At 42.1% G+C, this 20,818-nt stretch carries 18 protein-coding genes and 1 pseudogene; 14 read left to right on the top strand and 5 right to left on the bottom strand.

The genetic code is table 11. The features are described from left to right. Positions 1-237: 237 nt before the first annotated feature. The 6 genes from PX482_RS28015 (at position 238) to PX482_RS02045 (ending at position 4,699) form a co-directional block, all read left to right on the top strand. Positions 238-333: a TPR end-of-group domain-containing protein gene (locus PX482_RS28015; protein WP_394296123.1), complete on the top strand. Its 96-nt coding sequence runs from the start codon at positions 238-240 to the stop codon at positions 331-333. Positions 334-775: 442 nt separating this feature from the next. After that, the gene (hcp, locus tag PX482_RS02065; protein ID WP_002760546.1) at positions 776-2,404 is read left to right on the top strand and encodes a hydroxylamine reductase; all 1,629 of its coding nucleotides are present in this window, start codon (positions 776-778) and stop codon (positions 2,402-2,404) included. Positions 2,405-2,489: 85 nt separating this feature from the next. Next, positions 2,490-3,206, top strand: a complete 717-nt coding sequence (hoxU, locus tag PX482_RS02060; RefSeq protein WP_002760545.1) for a bidirectional hydrogenase complex protein HoxU — start codon at positions 2,490-2,492, stop codon at positions 3,204-3,206. Between the two features lie 8 nt (positions 3,207-3,214). Then, positions 3,215-3,610, top strand: coding sequence for a hypothetical protein (locus PX482_RS02055; protein ID WP_002760544.1), 396 nt, complete (start codon positions 3,215-3,217; stop codon positions 3,608-3,610). A gap of 2 nt (positions 3,611-3,612) precedes the next feature. Further along, positions 3,613-4,074, top strand: coding sequence for a hypothetical protein (locus PX482_RS02050; RefSeq protein ID WP_002760543.1), 462 nt, complete (start codon positions 3,613-3,615; stop codon positions 4,072-4,074). Between the two features lie 76 nt (positions 4,075-4,150). Continuing rightward, a complete protein-coding gene (locus PX482_RS02045; protein ID WP_002740992.1) occupies positions 4,151-4,699 on the top strand; it encodes an NADH-quinone oxidoreductase subunit B family protein in 549 nt (182 codons plus the stop codon). Between the two features lie 473 nt (positions 4,700-5,172). Here the strand turns inward: PX482_RS02045 and recG are convergent, their stop codons facing one another. Both recG and PX482_RS02035 read right to left on the bottom strand, forming a co-directional pair. Beyond that, positions 5,173-7,641, bottom strand: a complete 2,469-nt coding sequence (gene recG / locus PX482_RS02040) for an ATP-dependent DNA helicase RecG (RefSeq protein ID WP_002760542.1) — start codon at positions 7,639-7,641, stop codon at positions 5,173-5,175. Between the two features lie 67 nt (positions 7,642-7,708). Beyond that, the gene (locus tag PX482_RS02035) at positions 7,709-8,620 is read right to left on the bottom strand and encodes a hypothetical protein (protein ID WP_002760541.1); all 912 of its coding nucleotides are present in this window, start codon (positions 8,618-8,620) and stop codon (positions 7,709-7,711) included. A 397-nt stretch (positions 8,621-9,017) separates the two neighbouring features. On the opposite strand from PX482_RS02035, the gene PX482_RS02030 reads away from it, so the two are divergent. The 6 genes and pseudogenes from PX482_RS02030 (at position 9,018) to PX482_RS02005 (ending at position 13,113) form a co-directional block, all read left to right on the top strand. Then, a complete protein-coding gene (locus PX482_RS02030; RefSeq protein ID WP_002760540.1) occupies positions 9,018-9,851 on the top strand; it encodes an Rpn family recombination-promoting nuclease/putative transposase in 834 nt (277 codons plus the stop codon). Between the two features lie 105 nt (positions 9,852-9,956). Then, a complete protein-coding gene (hypE, locus tag PX482_RS02025; RefSeq protein ID WP_288097146.1) occupies positions 9,957-11,027 on the top strand; it encodes a hydrogenase expression/formation protein HypE in 1,071 nt (356 codons plus the stop codon). Positions 11,028-11,320: 293 nt separating this feature from the next. Further along, positions 11,321-11,665: a hydrogenase maturation nickel metallochaperone HypA/HybF gene (locus PX482_RS02020; protein WP_002760536.1), complete on the top strand. Its 345-nt coding sequence runs from the start codon at positions 11,321-11,323 to the stop codon at positions 11,663-11,665. After that, positions 11,656-12,480 (top strand): hydrogenase nickel incorporation protein HypB, encoded by an 825-nt coding sequence (gene hypB, locus PX482_RS02015; RefSeq protein WP_288058150.1) that lies wholly within the window; start codon positions 11,656-11,658, stop codon positions 12,478-12,480. The genes PX482_RS02020 and hypB overlap by 10 nt, the downstream gene beginning before the upstream one ends. Positions 12,481-12,526: 46 nt before the next feature. Next, positions 12,527-12,925, top strand: a pseudogene (locus tag PX482_RS27590) (helix-turn-helix domain-containing protein). A 17-nt stretch (positions 12,926-12,942) separates the two neighbouring features. Then, on the top strand, positions 12,943-13,113 hold the full coding sequence (locus PX482_RS02005) for a DNA adenine methylase (protein WP_002760529.1): 171 nt from the start codon (positions 12,943-12,945) through the stop codon (positions 13,111-13,113). A 97-nt stretch (positions 13,114-13,210) separates the two neighbouring features. Here the strand turns inward: PX482_RS02005 and PX482_RS02000 are convergent, their stop codons facing one another. Next, entirely contained in the window at positions 13,211-15,331 is a 2,121-nt protein-coding gene (locus PX482_RS02000; protein WP_288122011.1) for a PD-(D/E)XK nuclease family protein, read from the bottom strand. Between the two features lie 78 nt (positions 15,332-15,409). Between PX482_RS02000 and PX482_RS01995 the strand changes: the two genes are divergently transcribed. Further along, positions 15,410-16,747 (top strand): proton extrusion protein PcxA, encoded by a 1,338-nt coding sequence (locus PX482_RS01995; protein WP_002760527.1) that lies wholly within the window; start codon positions 15,410-15,412, stop codon positions 16,745-16,747. Between the two features lie 35 nt (positions 16,748-16,782). Here the strand turns inward: PX482_RS01995 and PX482_RS01990 are convergent, their stop codons facing one another. After that, positions 16,783-17,601: an Rpn family recombination-promoting nuclease/putative transposase gene (locus PX482_RS01990; RefSeq protein ID WP_288093978.1), complete on the bottom strand. Its 819-nt coding sequence runs from the start codon at positions 17,599-17,601 to the stop codon at positions 16,783-16,785. Positions 17,602-17,637: 36 nt separating this feature from the next. Then, complete coding sequence (locus PX482_RS01985) at positions 17,638-18,945, bottom strand: hemolysin family protein (protein ID WP_288093976.1); 1,308 nt, start codon at positions 18,943-18,945, stop codon at positions 17,638-17,640. Between the two features lie 267 nt (positions 18,946-19,212). On the opposite strand from PX482_RS01985, the gene PX482_RS01980 reads away from it, so the two are divergent. Beyond that, positions 19,213-20,697, top strand: a complete 1,485-nt coding sequence (locus tag PX482_RS01980) for a polysaccharide deacetylase family protein (protein WP_002796456.1) — start codon at positions 19,213-19,215, stop codon at positions 20,695-20,697. The last annotated feature ends 121 nt before the right edge of the window (positions 20,698-20,818 follow it).

Genomic DNA, 20,818 nt, shown 5'->3' with positions numbered 1-20,818 from the left:
GTGGTCAATTACCTAATTTTCAGGGAAAAAATCCCTAAATTTTCCCCCCAATCACTCCAATGGTAGGCACTTTTTCAGGGAAAAAAAGTCTAAAAGCCTTATCCAACAAGGTTTTTAGATTTATTCAGCAAACCCTAAATAAAAGATCTGCGATTCCAAGACATACGGAAATTAGGGATATTCTCGCTAATAAAATATGCAAAGATATCGGAATACCACTAATAAAATAAATCGTTCATCAGTCTTGATGTCAAATATCAGGATCTGGCAAAAACAGATAAAGATTTCGAGCAGATTCGGGGAGATGAGCGGTTTCAATCATTGCTAAGTTAAGTAAATAACAAAAGAGATGACTATCTATGTCGAAAGCAATCCCATCATCACAGTTAGGCGATAATAACTCTTAATTTCCAACTTTCTATCCTAATCAGGAGACCGATTGCTATGACACTGGCAAACACCCACCTAAAAATCGAAAATCTCGCTCATTATATCATAAAAATCACAAAAAATACTTAATTTAATAAGACAACTAAATAATTGTTTAATCGGTAATTCTTGAGGAAATCTAAAATCAGAACCCAACCGGCAAAAAGAGTGAGAGAATAAAAACATAGTTCAGAGAGTAGAGGCTGTCAAGACAAGCTTTCCAGTCGTAAAATCCATAATTCTTGCTGGGTGAGGGCCGATAACTAACTTTCAAAAAAGCAGAATTAAATTTAGTAGAAAAAAATCGCAACAATCTGTCAATCCACTGAAAAAAGAGAGAAAACTTATGTTTTGTGAACAATGCGAACAAACCGCTAGTGGTAATGGTTGTCATCAGTGGGGAGCCTGTGGAAAAAGTCCCGAAGTCAACGCCGTTCAAGACTTATTAGTTTATTGTCTGCGGGGATTAGCATCGGTGGTTTTAAAAGCCAAAGAAGCGGCGATATCTACTCGCGAAGCCGATATTTTTACCTGCGAGTCGCTTTTCGCCACCATGACCAATGTGAACTTCGATCAAAGACGTTTTACCGATTATATTCAGCGTTGTTTAGAGATTCGGGAAAATTTAAAAGCACAATTGGGATCGGTGGACTGGTCTGCACTTGCTAACTATCAGCCTAATTTTAATGAGAGCCTAGTCAGTCAAGGTCAAGAAGTATCCTTAGAACTAATTGAAAAAGTACAGGATCTCGATATTTTTTCCCTAAAGTTAACCGCTATCTACGGAGTTAAAGGTCTTGCTTCCTATACTTTCCACGCTCAGGAATTAGGTCAAGAGGATGACTCAGTTTATCAGGTTATCCAAGAGACTTTAGCGGCAATTGATCGCAGTGATTTAAACCTGAATGATTGGGTGGCAATCTGTCTAAAAGTTGGGGCAGCAAACCTGCGGGCCATGGAATTATTAGATCAAGGTCATACCGAAACCTACGGTCATCCCATACCGACAAATGTTCCCTTAAATCCGCGTCTAGGTAAAGCCATTTTAGTCTCCGGCCATGATATTAAACAATTAGCGGCTTTACTGGCACAAACTGCCAATACTGGGATAACAGTCTATACCCACGGAGAATTATTACCCGCCCACGGTTATCCAAAACTCAAAGAAAAATATCCCCATCTCTACGGTCATTATGGCACCGCCTGGCAAAATCAAACTAAAGAATTTGCTAAGTTTCCGGGGGCAATAGTTTTAACTACTAATTGTCTCATGCCTCCCCACGAAAACTATGAAAGTAAACTCTTTACCCTCGGACCTGTGGGTTATGCCCATATTAACCGCTTAGAAACAGTGGACGGTGCGATCGATTTTAGTCCCGTGATTGCTAAAGCGCAGTCATTGCCCGGATTTACTGAAATAAGCGAACCTCGGCAGGTAATGGTAGGATTTGCCCACAATACCGTTCTCAGTGTCGCTGATACGGTGGTTGATGCCCTTAAACAGGGTAAAATCCGTCACTTCTTCCTAGTTGGGGGCTGCGATGGGGCAAAACCCGATCGCAATTACTACACCGAATTCGTGGAACAAGTTCCCGAAGATTGCATCGTTTTAACCCTTGCCTGTGGAAAATTCCGCTTTTTCGACAAACAATTAGGTAGCATCGAAGGATTACCCCGGCTAATGGACTTGGGACAATGTAACGATGCCTATAGTGCCATCAAAATCGCCCTAGGATTAGCCAACGCTTTTAACGTTAGCGTCAACGAGATACCCCTCTCCCTAATTATCTCTTGGTACGAACAAAAAGCGATCGCTGTACTGCTCACCCTGCTACATCTAGGTATGCAAAATATCCGTCTGGGACCAACTTTACCGGCATTTATCTCCCCCAACGTCCTCAAAGTCCTCTCCGATACCTATCACCTGCAGCCGATTACCACCCCCGCAAAAGACTTAGCCGATTGTCTAGGTTAAAACTTTCTGTAAAAATCCCACCCTTGGCCACAAACCGTGGCCTATGGGAAGGAGAGGGATATTATCCTCAAGGAGAATAATTTTTATGTCCGTAATCACTTTAAGCATTGATGGTAAAGATGTAGCGATCGAAGCGGGTTCGCGAGTTCTGGCGGCAGCTAGTCAGGTAGGAATAAAAATTCCCGCCCTCTGTCATCTCGATGGGGTTTCCGAAGTGGCCGCCTGTCGCTTATGTTTGGTAGAAATTGAAGGTATTAATAAATTATTACCCGCCTGTGTAACGGAGGTGGCGGAAGGAATGGTGGTTCATACCGATACCCCAAAACTGAAAGAATATCGCCGCATGACGGTGGAATTATTATTCGCTGAAGGCAATCACGTTTGTGCGGTTTGTGTGGCTAATGGTAACTGTGAATTGCAAGATTTAGCCATCGAAGTGGGTATGGATCATAGTCGTTTTCCCTACCGTTTTCCCAAGCGAGAAGTGGATATTTCCCATCCTCTTTTCGGTATCGATCATAATCGTTGTGTTCTCTGTACCCGTTGTGTGCGAGTCTGTGATGAAATTGAAGGGGCGCACGTTTGGGATCTGGCTTATCGCGGCGAAAAAGATAAAATTATTGCGGGAATGGATCAGCCTTGGGGCAGCGTTTCTGCCTGTACTTCCTGCGGCAAATGTGTTGCCGCTTGTCCAACCGGGGCGATATTCCGCAAGGGTTCCGCCGTTTCTGAAAAAGAGGAAGATCGCTCGAAGTTGGAATTTTTAGTTAATGCTAGGACTCAACACCAATGGACGCGTTAAAGTAATCAATGGAGGGTGATAGTGATCGATGGGCGCATTTAGATATCTACGAGCAGAAACTAACCGCCAAGGTAAGGGAGGAATATGATCAGATTATGGATAATAATCAAGATATCCTAGAGATTGCTGCCCAATACGAAATATCGGAGATCGATATCCGACGCGCCAAGGATTATGCTTTTGGATCGGGAGTGTCTCGATATCAATTTTTTCCCGAAGGTTTAATGGTAGCAGCTTGGCGAAGACTCGCTGGCGCTCAAGGGAATAATCTTGATCGGATGTTTCTCAATCATGAAATCTACGAATCTGACTTAGTGATTAATCGAGGCTTTTCGCAGCAACAAGCGCATTTACTGGCACAAAAACAATATCCTTGGTCTGATTCAATTCAGCAAACAAGATAATTATGACCACATCACCCGAATCGCAATTTCTACAAGCCCTAGAAATGTGTCAGTCTCTCTCCAATTTGACGGCGCAATTTTCTAGTATTCCTTGTCGGATAATTGAAATTTTGTCTGATATTAGTCAAGAGCCTAGGGTTTTGTATTCGCTCTTAATTAAATATTCTAGAGAAGTGGATTCCGCTTTAGTTGCCCTAGATATTTATGCCAAAAGTGCTGATAATTGGCGAGTAAAAGATCGAGATAAAACCTGTTCTCTTGGTTTTGGAGTAAAAGACCATTGCACGATTTTAAGCTGTTTGCTCAATTTCAGTAAACGTCCTTTTTCTTTTATTTCCTATACGGGAAATTTTGCATCGGAGGCGATTATTTTTGAGCTACTTAAAGACTGGAAAAATCTAGATTTAGCTCCTTTCTTTGAGGAAAAAATGCAAGAGTTTATCCGGGAGGCAAAAATAGCTTAAAAGAGTATTTCTTTTCATTTGATCCTTTTGACCAAATTGCAACTCAGCCAACAATACCAACCAAGAAATTAAAATTATGAGTAAAATTCGCTTCGCTACTGTCTGGTTAGCCGGTTGTTCGGGATGCCATATGTCCTTCCTCGATTTGGATGAATGGCTGTTAGAATTAGCCGAAAAAGTTGACGTGGTGTATAGTCCCGTCGGCTGCGATCTGAAAACCTATCCCGAAAATGTCGATGTCTGTTTAGTGGAAGGAGCGATCGCTAATCAGGATAATTTAGAACTAATTCATCTAGTCCGCCAAAATACCAAAACCGTCGTTTCTTTTGGTGATTGCGCCGTGACTGCTAACGTTCCCGCTATGCGGAATATGTTAGGAACTGCCGATCCCGTGCTAAAAAGGGCTTATTTAGAGTTAGGAGATAACACCCCTCAACTACCAGAAGAACCCGGTATCGTTCCCGAATTATTAGATCAAGTGCTGCCCGTCCATCAAGTCATTCCCATCGATATTTTTATGCCGGGTTGTCCCCCCGATGCGGACAGAATTCGCGAGACACTGATCCCGATTTTAAAAGGGGAATTACCCGTGATGGCAGGACGAGAAATGATTAAATTTGGTTAATTGAATCAGTTATCAGTCGTCAGTTATCAGTTATCAGTTATCAGTTATCAGTTATAAGATTTGAGTTTTAAGTTTTGAGTGAGCAGTATGTATTAAGTGAGCCTCATCAAATGGCAGTTTGCTACTGTCTTTTCACTGATTACTGTTTACTGATTATACTAAATCCGCTGAGTATAGGCTACATATCAGGAGAGGCACTCCTGCAAGTGGAGTGACTCTTAAATTATTACAGATGTGTCAGCGGCTGCGTGTAAGCATCCCACCGAAAAACTAATGCGCGGGGGGTTTGGGGGCGGCGCCACGCCCCCAACGGGGGGTTTGGGGGGTAGAACCCCCCAAAAGCTTGGATTGAGTGATAAAATCGGAAGTAATAGTAAATCCGTTGAGTATGGGCTATGCAAAACGGAGAATAAATAATCAGTTTTTAATAACTGGATTTAGTATTACTGTTTACTGATCACTGAACATCTAAATCAAGTTAAAATATCCGCTCCCAACATCCGTTGATATTTAGCTTCTAAGGCTTGTTTCAAATTGGGCAAAGTGATTAAATGGGGATCATCTAACATAATTTTTTCGGCGGCATCTCTTGCCAAAACTAACACCTCTTGATCCTCGACTAAACTAGCGAGGGCAAAATCTGGTAAACCCGATTGTCGTTGTCCTAAAACTTCCCCCGGACCGCGAAATCGCATATCCATTTCCGAGATAAAAAAGCCGTCTTGGGATTGTTCCAAAACCGTCAATCTTTGACGGGAATTAGCACTATTACTGCCACTTAAAAGTAAACAATAGGATTGATGGGAACCTCTGCCAACGCGCCCCCGTAATTGATGCAATTGTGAAAGGCCAAAACGTTCGGCATTTTCAATTAACATCACCGTGGCATTGGGAACATCCACCCCCACTTCGATAACCGTAGTTGAGACAATAATTTGCAGAATATTATCGCGAAAAGCTGTTAAGATTTCCTCTTTTTCGGCGGAACTCATGCGACCATGGAGTAAACCGATATTAAAATTGGGAAAAATCTTTTCTGATAAATTTTGATATTCTTCCACCGCAGCCCTAACATCTAATTTTTCCGATTCTTCAATCAAGGGAAAAATCACATAAGCTTGTCTGCCTTGGGCAATTTCACGCCGAATTAAATCATAGGCAGCCCTTCTTTGATTCCCATTTAAAGCGCTGGTTTGAATCGGTTGTCTGCCGGGGGGTAATTCGTCAATTTGACTCACATCCAAATCCCCATGCAGGGTTAAAGCTAAAGTACGGGGAATCGGTGTTGCTGTCATGGTTAAAACGTGGGGAGACTCTCCTTTGCTTAATAATCTTGCCCTTTGTTGTACCCCAAAGCGATGCTGTTCATCAATAACAACTAAACCTAATTTGCGGAAATTAACTGCATCTTGAATTAGGGCATGAGTTCCCACTAAAAGTGGTAATTCTCCTGTCTCTAATTGGGCGTGAATTTCTCGCCGTTTAGCAGTTTTTGTGGAACCAGTTAATAATTCTACGGGTAAATGTAAGAGATTAAACCAGCTAACTAACTTACGATAATGTTGTTCTGCTAAAACTTCCGTGGGAGCCATTAATGCCGCTTGATAACCGGATTGTAGGGCTGCTAAAATAGCATAAACTCCGACAATTGTTTTGCCAGAACCCACATCCCCCTGCACAAGACGATTCATCGGGGTGCTAGAATCTAAATCCTCTAAAATTTCTTCAATAACTCGTTTCTGAGCATTAGTTAATTGAAAGGGAATTATCTGATTAAATCGATCAATTAGTTGACCCTTAGCACTAAAAACAGCACTTTTTTGTGTCTGACGATACTGTTGCCGCCGCCGCAGAAAACCCAATTGTAAAAAGAAGAATTCATCAAAGACTAATCGCCGTCGCGCTTGACTTAGAATCTCGGCATTATTAGGGAAATGAATGTTAGTAATTGCCGTTTTTAAATCGATTAATCCGTATTGTTTTCTTAGACCGAAAGGCAAGGGATCTTTTATCGCCTCTACTGCCCCAAAAGCGGCGACTACAGCCTTTCTAATTAGGTCGGCGGGTACTCCATCGGTGAGGGGATAAACCGGCAGAATACGCCCGATTTTTAAGGACTCAATACTTGCCCCAGAACTGTCTAATAATTCAAATTCAGGATTTTCTAAAGTTAACCCATATTTACCCGCTTTGACTAAACCACTAACCGCCACCACCGAACCCACCAGATAGAGTTTTTTTTGTCCTTCTTGCCAAGCACGATTAGTATAGCGAGTTCCCGCATAAAAACGGTTTAATTTTATCTGTCCAGTGCGATCCTGTAAGAGCAATTCAAAGATAGCTAACTTGGTATTTTTGGGGCTAGTAAAACAATTACAGCGCTTGACATTCCCCACTAAAGTTACCGTTTCCCCCTCGGTTAAATTAGCGATATTGACTTGACGACTGTAATCAATATGATCCCGGGGATAATAATATAATAAATCTTCAACTTTGTGGAGGTTTAATTTTTCTAAAAGACCAGCTTTTCTCTCTCCCACTTCCGCTAGATATTTCAAGGGTTGTTCGAGGGTAACTTGCCGTGGAGAAATAGCCTTTGCCGTGATGGGAGTGGTATTAATAATTTTCGCCACAGCTGGTTCTTTTGGGGTGGGGGTTGCTTCTAAAGTTTGCCGTAATTGTTGTAAAAAATTGCGAGTTTCGGTGACTAATTGTTGTCTTTGTCTGGGATTAAACTGGGAATATTGGGCAAATTTTTGGGCTAATTCTCGCCAGCGATTTCTCTCACTGGTGGAAATTCCCACGGGAGGATTATCCCCGAAACTAAGACAGAAAAACTCGCTAAAACGGTACTGATTTCCCTGAAGATCGGGATAACCTTTTTCCGCTTCTACAGATAAGGCTTTTTGTAATCTCACCCAGTCGGGTATTTCCCCTTTCATAATTGCCTCTTGATTCCAAATTTCCCAGTATTATGCTTCCCTGATACCCCTGTTTGATCATAACTGATTAATCGTACCAACTACTGCGCCATGCCGCTTCCGCTTGAGCGATAGTATATTCTTTGCGAATACGATGATATTGTTCCCCTAGACGATTTAATTGTTCCCAAAGGGAGCGAATTTGATTTCTTTCCACACTTAAGCGCGTATCAGCAAATTCCAGTTCAGCCATTCGTAGATGAATCGCCGTTACTTTAGTGACTTTGCCACTTGAAAAATCATGCTCATCCCCATCATCTTCATCTTCATCTTCATCTTCATCTTCATCTTTTTCCTCCTCTGGTTCAGGGTTTTTAGCTTCTACTAAAATGTTTAACATATTATTTCCTCCACCTAGGGATTGTCCCTCTTCTCCCGCTTGAATTGCCATATCGATAATTTGACTGGGTAGATGAGGGGGAAGAATATAAGCTTTTTGTAGTTGCTGATTAATTTGTTTGGAGAGATGATTGAGAATCTCGATACAGTTTTTTTCCAGCACTCGACAACAATAAAGTAAAATATCGGGGTTATTAATCTCTCCAGTTGCGGCTAGATTTTCTGGTTTGTTTAGAAAAAGTTTCAAGAAATCTGGGGTATTTTTCGTCTCTGCTGGACTTTTAGAGAATCCTACCCCTGAAAATGCCCCTCGATCGAAGCTCTGCTCGCCCAATTGCTGTAAACTGGCTTTAGCCTCTTGTCCTAGAGCTTTGATCTCCTCTTGTAGTTTCTGACGATTGCTGTGGGAGAGAGCCAGAAATTCCCCCCCATAGTAGCGGGTACAGATATGATACACTGCCCCGATCGCCTGTTTATAGAGAGATTCACCGAGTAAATCAAGATAAATTCGGTATTTTTCCCGCATTCTTTCGGCTAAATTTGCCACTTCCGTTTCTATGTTCCTTAAATCTTGTTGTAGCTTGTTCAGTCTTCCAGTCATAGAAATTTTACCGAGGGAGAAGTTAGCGATCGGCGAATTCTATTATAGCGACTCACTGTCAGCTATAGCGCCCTGACCAGGGGGAGATGTTTAGACTCGATCGGTTGTCAGTTATTTTAGCTATTAAGTAAGTAGTTATAATTAAATTGAAGATAGATTTTGCCTCTGATCCCCCCTGCCCCCCTTGATAAGGGGGGTGCCGATAGGCGGGGGGATCCCCCCTTAATCCCCCCTTAATAAGGGGGGTGTCTGACAACTTTTAACACCTACCTACTTAGCTTTTCCCGGATCGGCTTTTAGCATTTGTTTTGGCGAAGATAACTGCTATAATCAGGCTAATTAGTAGGAAAACTCTCTATCTCTATATTTTTGCATAGTTTACACCACAAGTCCGGGCATGAAAACCGACAGTATTTTTTATGATCTTTTTCAATCTTATCCGTCAATTTTCTTTGAATTAATCAACCTTTCCCCCGGAGAAGCCGAGAATTACCGCTTTGATTCCGTCGAAATCAAGCAACTAGCTTTTCGTATTGATGGCGTATTTTTGCCCAATATTACCGATCCTAGCATTCCTATTTATTTCTGCGAGGTGCAATTTCAAGATGATCAGAATTTTTATGGCCGTTTCTTTGCTGAAATCTTCTTATATCTTAGTAAAACTGCTTTTAACAATGATTGGCGCGGGGTGGTCATTTATCCCCATCGTCGGGTAGAATCAGATAAGATTTTACGTTATCAAGACTTATTGACATCTGGGAGAGTGACGCGAATCTATTTAGATGAACTAGATGATATTAATCAAGATTCCCTCGGTATTGCCACCATAAAATTAATTATTGCTAAAGAAAATCAAGCCGTGGCAACAGCCAAACAACTTATTGAACGAGTGCGAACTGAATTTACCCAACCGCAAAACCTCCTACAATTAATAGAAACGATCCTTATCTATAAATTACCACGTCTAAGTCGCCGGGAGATAGAAGCCATGTTTAGTTTAGATGAACTGAAACAAACCCGTTATTTTCAAGACGTTCGAGAAGAAGGTAAACTGGAAGGTAAACTGGAAGGTAAACTGGAAGGTAAACTGGAAGGTAAACTGGAAGGTAAACTGGAAGGTAAACTGGAATCTGTGCCGCGTTTATTGGCTTTAGGTTTAACGGTAGAACAAATTGCTCAAGCCTTGGACTTAACTGTAGAAAAAGTGCGAGAAATACCAGAAACCCATTAATATAATCTAGCAGTAAGCTATGACAGTGTTTTTCATCAAGATAAAGTGTAACCTAATTTGCTATCGGCCACCGACTACCCAAAACGAAAACTTACTACCTCACCTATGACTAGCACTCCTTCAGCTTCTTTAAAATTAAAAAAAACAAAAATTACCGACACAAATATCACTCTCTCCCATGGCAGCGGTGGCAGAGCAATGCGGGATTTAATTAACGAGATATTCGTTAGTAACTTCGATAATAACTTACTGGCACCCCTTGAAGATCAAGCCCGATTTGAGATTAAAGATTTGGCTAAAATAGGCGAGCGCTTGGCATTTACAACCGATTCCTATGTGGTTTCTCCTCTATTCTTTCCGGGGGGTGATATTGGCAGTTTAGCAGTCAATGGAACCGTTAATGATTTGGCTGTCGGTGGGGCAATTCCTCTCTATCTCAGTTGTAGTTTTATCCTCGAAGAAGGTTTATCTATTGACATCCTAAAAACCATCGTTACCAGCATGAAAATAGCCGCCGAAAAAGCAGCGGTAAAAATCGTCACCGGGGATACAAAAGTCGTTCTCAAGGGACAAGGGGATCAAATATTTATTAACACCTCTGGAGTCGGAGTAATTCCGGCCGGAATCAATTCCGGGGCGAATAATTTACAAGTTGGCGATCGCATTTTGATTAACGGTTTTCTGGGGGATCACGGTGCCGCCATTCTGATTGCTAGGGGCGAATTAGACCTACAATGCACAATCGAAAGCGATTGTCAAGCCCTGAATTCTTTAATTTCTGCAATTCTGGCCGTTTGCCCGCAAGTTAAAGCGATGCGGGATGCCACTAGAGGCGGATTAGCCACGGTTTTAAACGAATTTGCCCAAAGTTCAGGGGTGGGAATACAGGTGCAGGAAACGGCGATCCCCATCCGGGAAGAAGTGCGAGGAATGTGCGAATTATTGGGCTTAGAACCGCTTTATCTGGCAAATGAGGGCAAATTAGTCCTTGTCGTGCCTCTGGAGGCGGAAAATCGCGTTTTAGCAGTGATGCGTTCCCATCCTGACGGTAAAAATGCCGCTTCTATCGGGGAAGTCGTCGCTTCTCCCCCCAATTTAGTTTACTTAAAAACCCCTTTCGGCACTAACAGAATTCTCGATATGTTAGTCGGTGAACAATTACCGAGAATATGTTAATTAGGGTTTGCTGAAAAAGTTTGTTGTTAGGGTTAGAAGTCAGGAGTCAGGAGTCAGGAGTCAGTAGTCAGGAGTCAGGAGTCAGGAGCCGGTCGTCAGGAGTCAGGAGAATTAAAAATGAATAATAATCAATTAAATGGTCTATTTACAGATTTTAGGCAATTTAATCCTTATTTTTGCTGTTTTGAACCCTCAAATAGTTGGGGTTTTGGGGTTTTAGTTGAAATTTCCTTGATAACTGATAACTGATAACTGATAACTGATAACTGATAACTGATAACTGATAACTGAAAATGCACGAACTAGGAATTACCCAAAATATTATTGAACTTGCTTTAGAACACTCGCGAGGAATGAAAGTTAAGCGCGTGGTGTTAGAGATTGGTAAACTAACGGCAATTATGCCAGAATCGATCGCTTTTTGTTTTGATACCTGTTGTCAAGGTACTAATATAGAGGGGGCAATGTTAGAGATTCTGGAAATTTCCGGTTTAGGACAGTGCCAAGATTGCGGAAATGAGCTAGAACTAGAATATCCCTACGGAATCTGCGATCGATGTGGTAGTCGCAATATAGTCATTTTACAGGGTCAAGAATTAAATCTCAAATCGTTGGAGACAGAATCCTTATGTGTGTAACCTGTGGTTGTTCTGATAACTCGGAAGTAACATTAACTAATCCGCAAACGGGAACCCATGAACATATTTTAGCCGATGGTACTGTTATTAGTCATAGCCATCAAGCTCACGCTCACGCTCACGAGCATGAGCATCCCCATCATCCTGCGGAAATTCACGCTCAAATTCATGGTAATATTCTCCAAGTTGAGCAAAACCTGCTGGCAAAAAATAATCTATTAGCGGCACAAAATCGCGGTTGGTTGAAGGGGAGAAAAACTGTTGCTCTTAATCTGGTTTCTTCCCCCGGTTCGGGAAAAACTACCCTGTTAACTCGCACAATTGCCGATTTAAAAACCGCTATTCCTATCAGTGTCATTGAGGGAGATCAAGCAACAGCTAATGATGCCCAAAAAATTAGTGAAACCGGTTGTCAGGTTATCCAAATTAACACCGGAACAGGTTGTCATTTAGAAGCATCAATGGTAGAGAGAGGATTAATCGAACTCGATCCACCGATGAATTCTTTAGTCATGATCGAAAATGTTGGTAATCTAGTTTGTCCTGCTTTATTTGATTTGGGAGAAAATGCAAAAGTCGTCATTCTTTCCGTCACCGAAGGAGAAGATAAACCGATTAAATATCCCTATATGTTCCACGCTTCTCAAGTCATGATCTTGACAAAAATAGACCTACTGCCCTACGTTAATTTTAACCTCGATCGCTGTTTAGATTACGCCTATCAAGTTAATCCCAATCTGAAAGTTTTTCAAGTTTCCGCTACCACTGGAGAAGGTTTAGATGCTTGGTACAGTTGGTTAAAATCACTGGTTTAAGTTAAGCAGTAACACACCCAAAAAGTTCAGTCTAACCGAAAGAAAAATGACTCTAGCACTTAATCAAAATATTTATAATCAACTGTTGACTAAATTTCAACCCAAGATTATTGAAAATGAGGAATAATATGAGCAAGCGCGTCATCTTCTCCTTAATCTAATTAGTAAACAGGATCGACTACCAGAAGAAACCGCGATGGTTAAATTAATGGCGACAATTATTAAGGATTTTGATGCCAAACAACCTCAACCCGAACCAGCTTCACCGCAGGAAGTATTATTACACTTAATGTCAGCTAACAACATGAAACAAGCTGATTTAGTTGGTAAAATTGGTTCTAAGGGTGTGGTTTCTGAGATTGTTAATGGCAAGCGATCGATTAGTAAAGCTCAAGGGAAAATTTTAGGAGAGATTTTCAATGTTTCCCCCAGTGTATTCATGTAATTCTCTATTAGTTTTTAATGAAAACAGCCGTCATTGTTCCCCCGATTAAATGTCAAGGTATCAAAACTAAACTGGTATCATCAATCAAAAGTTTAGCGGATCAGCAAAACTGTGAGCGCTGGATAGAACCCTTGTGTGGTTCGGGGGTGGTAGCTTTTAATTTACAACCCAAAAAGACCTTATACTAAATCTAGTTATTAAAAACTGATTATTTATTTCCCCATTTTGCCTCTTGCCTATTGCCTTTTGCCTCTCCTAACCAAGAAGTTAATTTTGTTCTAGTGCTTAATCATATTCTTTTGCCGCTTGTACTAAAGATAAAAGTTGTCCGGTTTGATCGGTTCCCGATACTCCTAAATCACTGTGACAGAGGATAACTTTTTCGCTTACCCTTGCTAATAAATCCCTTAAAATTCTCTGTAAACGTGCCTGATTTTCCTCTAATTCTGCTTCCGTTGTCCAGCGTTGATAGGGACTTTCTCGCCAAAAAATCGGCGCAGCAAAAAGAGTGGAAGCACCTCCTTGTTCCCAGAGTGGGGAGGAACAATCTAGCCAAAAATGCCAACGATGACTAGAACGAAAAGAACGATATTGAAAGATATTGCCTAGGGTAACTGCCGGGGAAGATTTAATAAATTGTCGCACAGGATAGGGATTAGCAGTGATTGTGCCACGACGCAAAAGTTGCATAAACTGACTAATAGTTTCGCTGGGACTTTGAAAAGAGGGTTCACTCTCACGCAAACGGCGATCAATCTCCCAAAAATGTTGGGCAGTTTCCATTAATTCTCGCAAAGCTGCCAAGTGATCGAAGGGCAAATTTTCCCCATCGTTTAATAATTGTTCGATCGCTTGATTTAAGACAAAAATCGGGAAAAGTTTCGCTTCTTGCTGCCGTTTTTTCATCCCTTCGATCCAGTGACAAATTCTTTCGTAGGCAGTACAAGCTTTTTGTCCTAAGCGATCCCAACGGGGAAAAGTTTCGATCGCTAATAAACGGGGATTTTCCAGATCCACTTGATAACAATGATCGGCAATTAATCCGGCGCGGATTGGATCGATATCGGGAATTAAATTTTGTTCTTCATCCCAGCGATAACGGCTAAAAATCACCAGCATTTCCGCTATAGCCTCTTGGGGGGCTAAACGCCCCAAATTTTCATAAACAAGGGCGAGAAGGGTCAATAATGCCCGAATCAGAGGACAACTGATCAGGGGTCGTTGTTCGTTGAGGGGTTGAACGGGTATCCCAGCACCGGTTAAAATTTCCATCAGGCTATAACGGGCGATTTCGTCTAAACCGGGGGCAATAACGGCGATTTCTTCGGGTTTTACTGCCCCTTGCTTGACTGCTTGAATAATAGCTGTGGCTGTCTTCCGTAACAATTCGGCGCGAGAGGTGGTTTGCAGGGAGATGAATTGATCGGGAAGATTGCCAAGATAGTTACCGTCGCTGATTAAGGAGAGAACCGTCTCGCTAAACTGAGCAGCTAACCCGTCAGTGGTAGATAATGACATAATTTGACAGCGTGCCGCTAATTTTTGTAGATAATCGGGATCGGCAGTTAATCCTAAGCGAATTTTTCCCTGGGGATTGTAGGTAAAAACGCTAAAATAATCATGATCGAGGAAAAAACTGAGTAAATCCTTGGCAATAGCCGGATAATCGTCCACATCGTCCGCAAAAACTCCCCGGAAGCGTTTTAATAGTTGCTGCTGATAACGACTATCAGGAAATAAATAGCGCCAATAGAGTTCGTAGATGATACCATAACTTAATAAACCACGTTCTAGAGACCAATCACGCCATTGAATGATTAATTCTCCCACTTTTTCTGGTGTTTCCTGCTCATTAATCGCTAAAACTCGTTTTAGATCTGTTTCTGATAATCCGTCGGCTAATCTTTCGGGTATCTTTTCTGCGGGAACACCACTAGCGCCGGCTAATTGTAACAAATCGAGAACTTGACGGACGAAACGATATTCATTTATGCTAGTAAGCTGGAAGAATTCAGCGATTGCTGGTTGCCAGAGACGGGTGGCGAGTTCCTGCTCCGTTTCTGGGCGTAATCGGCGGGGAAATTGCGCTTTTAGCTCCAAAAACTCGAAAATTAACGGCCAAAACAGGATGACTTCATCGGTGAGAAAACCTAAAGGGGTTTTGCAGAGAATCGGATAGCTACCCCTAACAGCAAGGGCTAATTGATCGGCTAATTCTCGTTTATTATCATCGTTGGCAGCGAAAACTAAGATCGATCGGGGAAGGGGCGATGATTTCGGTCGATCGAGATACAATGAATCCTGGGACTGAAGTTGAGAAACAACCCAGCGCCGAAATTCCCCGACTAAAGCGGTGGTTTTTCCCGATCGAGTCCCACCTTCGATCCAAATTGGTATGATTGACATCGTTTTTTCTGGATTGTATTTGTTAAGATAACTGATCGGTACTCTAGCTTTTCTCCCTTGTGGAAGTAATTGTTTCCTATGAATCTTAATCGGATTTTGCAAGGTGTTAATCAATGGTTATTACAAACTCCTGAACGTTCTTTAGATGAGGCCTATCATGCAGCTTTGAAGATTAAGGAAATAGAAGATAAGCATTTTCAAGGGCGAAAAGTGGCAGCGGAGTTCTCGAATTATGGCAGCAGCACTAATTCCTATTTTATCGCAGAAGTTAAAGGTTATCTGCAAAAAATTAAAGTCAGATTGACGGAGTTTAAAGCTAGTCGATCAATCGTTAATACTTTCGGACCTAATCAACCGACAATTAATAATGGGGTGATTACTGTCACCACAGATGTTTGTCTGAAAAAACTTCAGTTTATCGATAGTATTATCGGAAAATATCAAGATAATTATTGGCAAGAAGATATTCAAGATGTTCCCAAAAGTATCCAGAACAGAAATTTTGAGCAGGAAACAGCCAAAAATAAGACTTCTAGAAATCGCTCTTTTTTAGCAGCGGGTAGTATTGAAGATGAGGAAATAATCAAAAGTAATAAATCCCAAAAAGCTACGGAAAAACCGGGGGTTTTACCCCGTTCTTTTGTCAATACTTTTAATCGCATTAAACAGGAAATTGATCCCCAAGCGGAGGAATCGGAGGAGGCAGTTTTAAAGAAATTTCGCAATTCTCGTTATAAAACAGCCATTTCCCTCAAGTTTATTTTACTGTTAATTATTGTTCCTTTGTTGACCCAGCAATTAACCAAAACTTTCCTGATTACCCCCTTGGTTAATAAATATTTCCAACAACAGGAACAGTTTATTTTTATCAATCAGGATTTAGAAGAAGAAGCTTTTTCGGAATTGAGAAGATTTGAGGAAGCTTTACATTTTCGAGGTATGATTGGTTTAGCACCCAAATTATCTAACGAAGAAATCGAGGGAGAAATTACCAAAAAAGCCGCGGTACTAAGTGAAGAATTTCGCCAACGAGGTTTAAATGCGATCGCTAATATTTTCGCCGATATTTGTTCCCTGATTGCCTTTGGTTTTGTTGTCGCTTTTAGTCGTCGGGAAATCGAGATTGTCAAGTCTTTTCTGGATGGCATTCTCTATAATCTTAGCGATTCAGCTAAAGCTTTTTTAATTATTCTCTTTACCGATATATTTGTCGGTTTCCACTCTCCCCACGGTTGGGAAGTGATCCTAGAAGGATTAAGTCGTCATTTCGGTTTACCGGAAAATCGCCAGTTTAATTTTCTCTTTATCGCCACTTTTCCCGTTATCTTGGATACAGTCTTAAAATATTGGATTTTCCGTTATCTCAATCGCATTTCTCCCTCGGCAGTGGCTACCTATCGTAATATGAATGAATAGGGTAAAGTCAGGGAGAAACCTAATAATTTATCCTTCTAATTTGGGGGGGATAATTTGGCCGCTGTCTCTTGTACTTTGGTAAGTTCTAATTGCAAAGCAGTGGCAATCTGTTCTATACTTAAACCTAAAGCTAGTAAACCAGCGATCGCTTCAGTTTTAGCTTCTTCACGACCTTCTTCACGACCTTCTTCACGACCTTCTTGTTTAGCTTCTTGATAAAGTCGAGTCTGTCTGAGATCATCTAATCCGAACATAGCTTCTAACTCCGTGCGACTAAGATTAGTAAATTTATAGGCTAAGGTTCTTTCAATTAATTCTACAACTTTTTGCTGGAAAACTAGATCATCAATTTCAGCGATCGCTTTTTCTAAAAGTGGTTTTCCTCGTTGCTGTGCTAATTGGGGTGTAGCGACAATTAACTGAATAATTCCTAAACCCAGAGACGGAGCCGGACTATCGATTAATTCATCTAAATAAATAGGTCTGATCTGTCCCGTTATCTCAAATCCCCGCAGTTGATAGGGAAAGTTATTATCCAGATCCCTGGAGGCAAATAAAGCTACAGCTATCCAATCCTGAACGGGTTTATACTGATTGAGATAGATGACAATTTCTGTTAAAAATCGCCAATAAAAATCACTTTTATCCTGAAATTGCACTTCAACAAAGTAAATCATTAGTTCCGGTGCTGCTGTGGTCGGTAAAAAAATACCGTCAAAACGACGCGCTAATTCTTTGATTTCTCGGGAGGAAAATTGATAATTTTCAGCTTTCTGGGTTGATTCTCCCAGTAATTCAAAAATTAACCCCGGAAAGGTTTGCAAGAGTTGATAAAAAATTGTATCGGTCTTCACAAGCTTGAAAAAATCTAGATGTTTACTAACAATTACTTACAAATCATCTAACAAGAGCGTGACTAACACCTTATCGACGCGATTACCGTCCATATCCACCACTTCCAAGCGCAACCTTTGCCATTCAAAATGATCGGCAGCTGCCGGAATCCTGCCAAGATGGGTAATAATAAAACCACCTAAAGTGTGATAATTGCCCTGTTTTTCCCCGGGTAATTCACTGATTTCAAATAACTCTTTAAAATCTTCGATCGCCACTGTACCATCGATCAACCAAGAACCATCTTCCCGCTGCACGATCTGAGCATCTTCAATATTATCTAATTGGGGTAAATCGCCGACAATTGCCTCTAAAATATCCTTGCGCGTCACCAATCCTTGAATCACCCCGTACTCATCCACTACCAAGGCAATATGATGACCACTTTGCTGCACCAATTCTAACACCTTTAAACCCCTAGTGCTTTCCGGCACAAAAAGCGGCTGTTGTAAATCCTTCGTCAGGTCGAAACTTTCACCGGTTAAACAATCTGCCAATAAGTCTGTGACTTCGATTACCCCCAAAACCTCATCTAAACTGCCCTGACACACAGGAAAACGGTTATGATTGCTCTCAATTAGCTTCTGGCGGTTAATTTCGGCACTATCTTCCAAATCTAGCCAAATAATATCTGGGCGCGTGGTCATAATCTGGCTTACTCGGCGATCGCCCAATCCTAACACCCTTTCCACCATATCCTGTTCTGCTTCCTCAAAGGTTCCCGCTGCGGTTCCCTGTTTAAGCATAATTTTCAATTCTTCTTCCGTAATTGGGGAATCATTGTTATTAGTATTAATCCCCAACAAACCGAGAATCAGATTAGTCGATTGACTCAAAAGATGGACAATGGGCGAAACAATTTTTGATAACCTATTCAGAGGATCAGCAACGAGGATAGCGATTTTTTCAGGATTACTTAAACCTAACCGTTTCGGCACTAATTCCCCCACCACTAGGGATAGATAGGTAATAATTAACACCACTAATCCTAATCCCAAAGCTTGACTGTAGGGGGCTAAAACAGGAACTTGGGCCAATAATTGCGCCACACTGACCGATAAATTAGCTCCTCCGTAGGCCCCGGCAAAGATACCCACTAGGGTAATGCCAATCTGCACCGTCGATAAAATTTGATTGGGATCATTGGCCAATTTTAAGGCCACCGCCGCCCTTCGATCATCTCTGGCTAATTGTTCTAAACGGACTTTGCGGGCCGAGACAATGGCAATTTCCGAGAGAGCAAAGACTCCATTGAGGAGGATCAGGAAGAAGATAACAAGAATTTCGGTAGTCGCCGAGAACATGGTTAAAATTTACAGGTAAAAGGGCGGATAGTTGTTTGTATCATAGTGCGAGGATCGGTTAAGTTCAGTAAAGAATCATCTTGATTGTTAACGAGTTACGAAGGCTTGTGTCTGGAGAGGGTTACTCCCAGTATAAATGGGATAGGATCAAGTCCGCACTCTTAGCTCAGTTAGCAGTGAACAGTCAAGAGTGACCTGTTGCCAGTAAACAAAGTTGTCCCTGGGAGAGTGGGGACAAACTATCTCAATCTATTCGCCTGAAAAATTATGATCGCTACACCCGTATCATCGAAATCGAACGCTATCACGGAAATCCGCCCCGGACTACCGACTATTTGCGGTTGGGAACAGGAAATCGCAGCGATTGTTAATCACGATGATCCGATCTTTTTACCGACAACAAATCTCCAATTAGACCATATCAAGGCTGGTTTTGCCTGTGCCTTGCATATGCACCAACCCACCATCCCCGCGGGTGTTAATGGTGAATTAATCTGCAATCTCCAGCATATGTTCGAGAATCAGGGGGATGGTGATAACCATAATGCCAGCGTTTTTGCCTGGTGTTACAGTCGCATGGGCGATTTTATCCCGGAATTGGTGGCGGAAGGCTGTAATCCCCGGATTATGCTCGATTATTCCGGCAATCTCCTCTGGGGTTTGGTACAGATGGGACGGCAGGATATCCTCGATAAACTCAAATTAATCACCTGTAACAGTCAATATCAACCCTATGTGGAATGGTTGGGGACGATGTGGAGTCATGCGGTGGCTCCTTCCACACCGATTCCCGATCTAAAATTACAGATGCAAGCATGGCAAACCTATTTTGCCTCGATTTTTGGCCCCGATGCCCTGAAACGAGTCAAAGGGTTCTCTCCCCCGGAAATGCACCTTCCTAACCATCCCGATACCCTCTACGAGTATATTAAAGCCCTGAAAGAATGCGGCTATCGTTGGTTATTGGTACAGGAACACTCGGTGGAAAATCTCGACGGTTCGGGATTGAGTCAGGAACAAAAATATATTCCTAATCGCCTGGTGGCGCGCAATTCTCGGGGTGAAGTGATTGCGATTACTGCTTTGATTAAAACCCAGGGTTCCGACACCAAATTAGTCGCCCAAATGCAACCCTACCACGAGGCCAAATGCCGCGGTAAACAGCAAATCGGCGGCGTTTGGGTTCCTTCCCTAGGTTCCCAGATTGCCGACGGTGAAAATGGTGGCGTGATGATGAATGAATTTCCTCGCGATTTTCCCAATCCTTGGCGGGAAATGCAGGGGGGTTCCACTGTGGCAGGATTTAACGGCACGGAATATCTGGAGTTAATCGAGGCCGCTGGCGTTAATCCCCAAGATTATCCCCCAATTCAAGCCGTACACCAGCATAAAATCTGGCAGCGAGTTAATCCGGATGCCGCTACCCCTGAAGCAGTGGAACAGGCGATCGCTGAGTTAAAACAGTCCGACCACCGTTTTACCATGGATGGGGCATCTTGGACCAATGATCTCAGTTGGGTGCGCGGTTACGAAAATGTCCTCGAACCGATGAACCAATTAAGCGCTAAATTCCACGAGAAATATGATCCTTTAGTACAGGCGGATCCTAGCTTCACCCGACGACCGGATTATCTGGAGGCACTGCTTTATAATTTGCTCGTGCAAACCAGTTGTTTCCGTTATTGGGGCCAAGGTACTTGGACCGATTATGCCCGCACTTTGTACGAAAGAGGCGCGGCCTTAACCCGCTAAGATATTAAGCTATCTAGGGTTGGCTGAAAAAGCTTTTCAGCCAACCCTAATTAGGGTTGGCTGAAAAGCTTTTTCAGCCAACCCTAGATAGCTTAATATCTTAGCGGGTTAAGGCCGCGCC

Origin of the sequence: Microcystis sp. M53602_WE12 (assembly GCF_030065455.1) — a bacterium.
Classification (GTDB): domain Bacteria; phylum Cyanobacteriota; class Cyanobacteriia; order Cyanobacteriales; family Microcystaceae; genus Microcystis; species Microcystis aeruginosa.
Note: the sequence above shows the minus strand (reverse complement) of the source record. Positions and strands in the feature narration are given on the sequence as shown.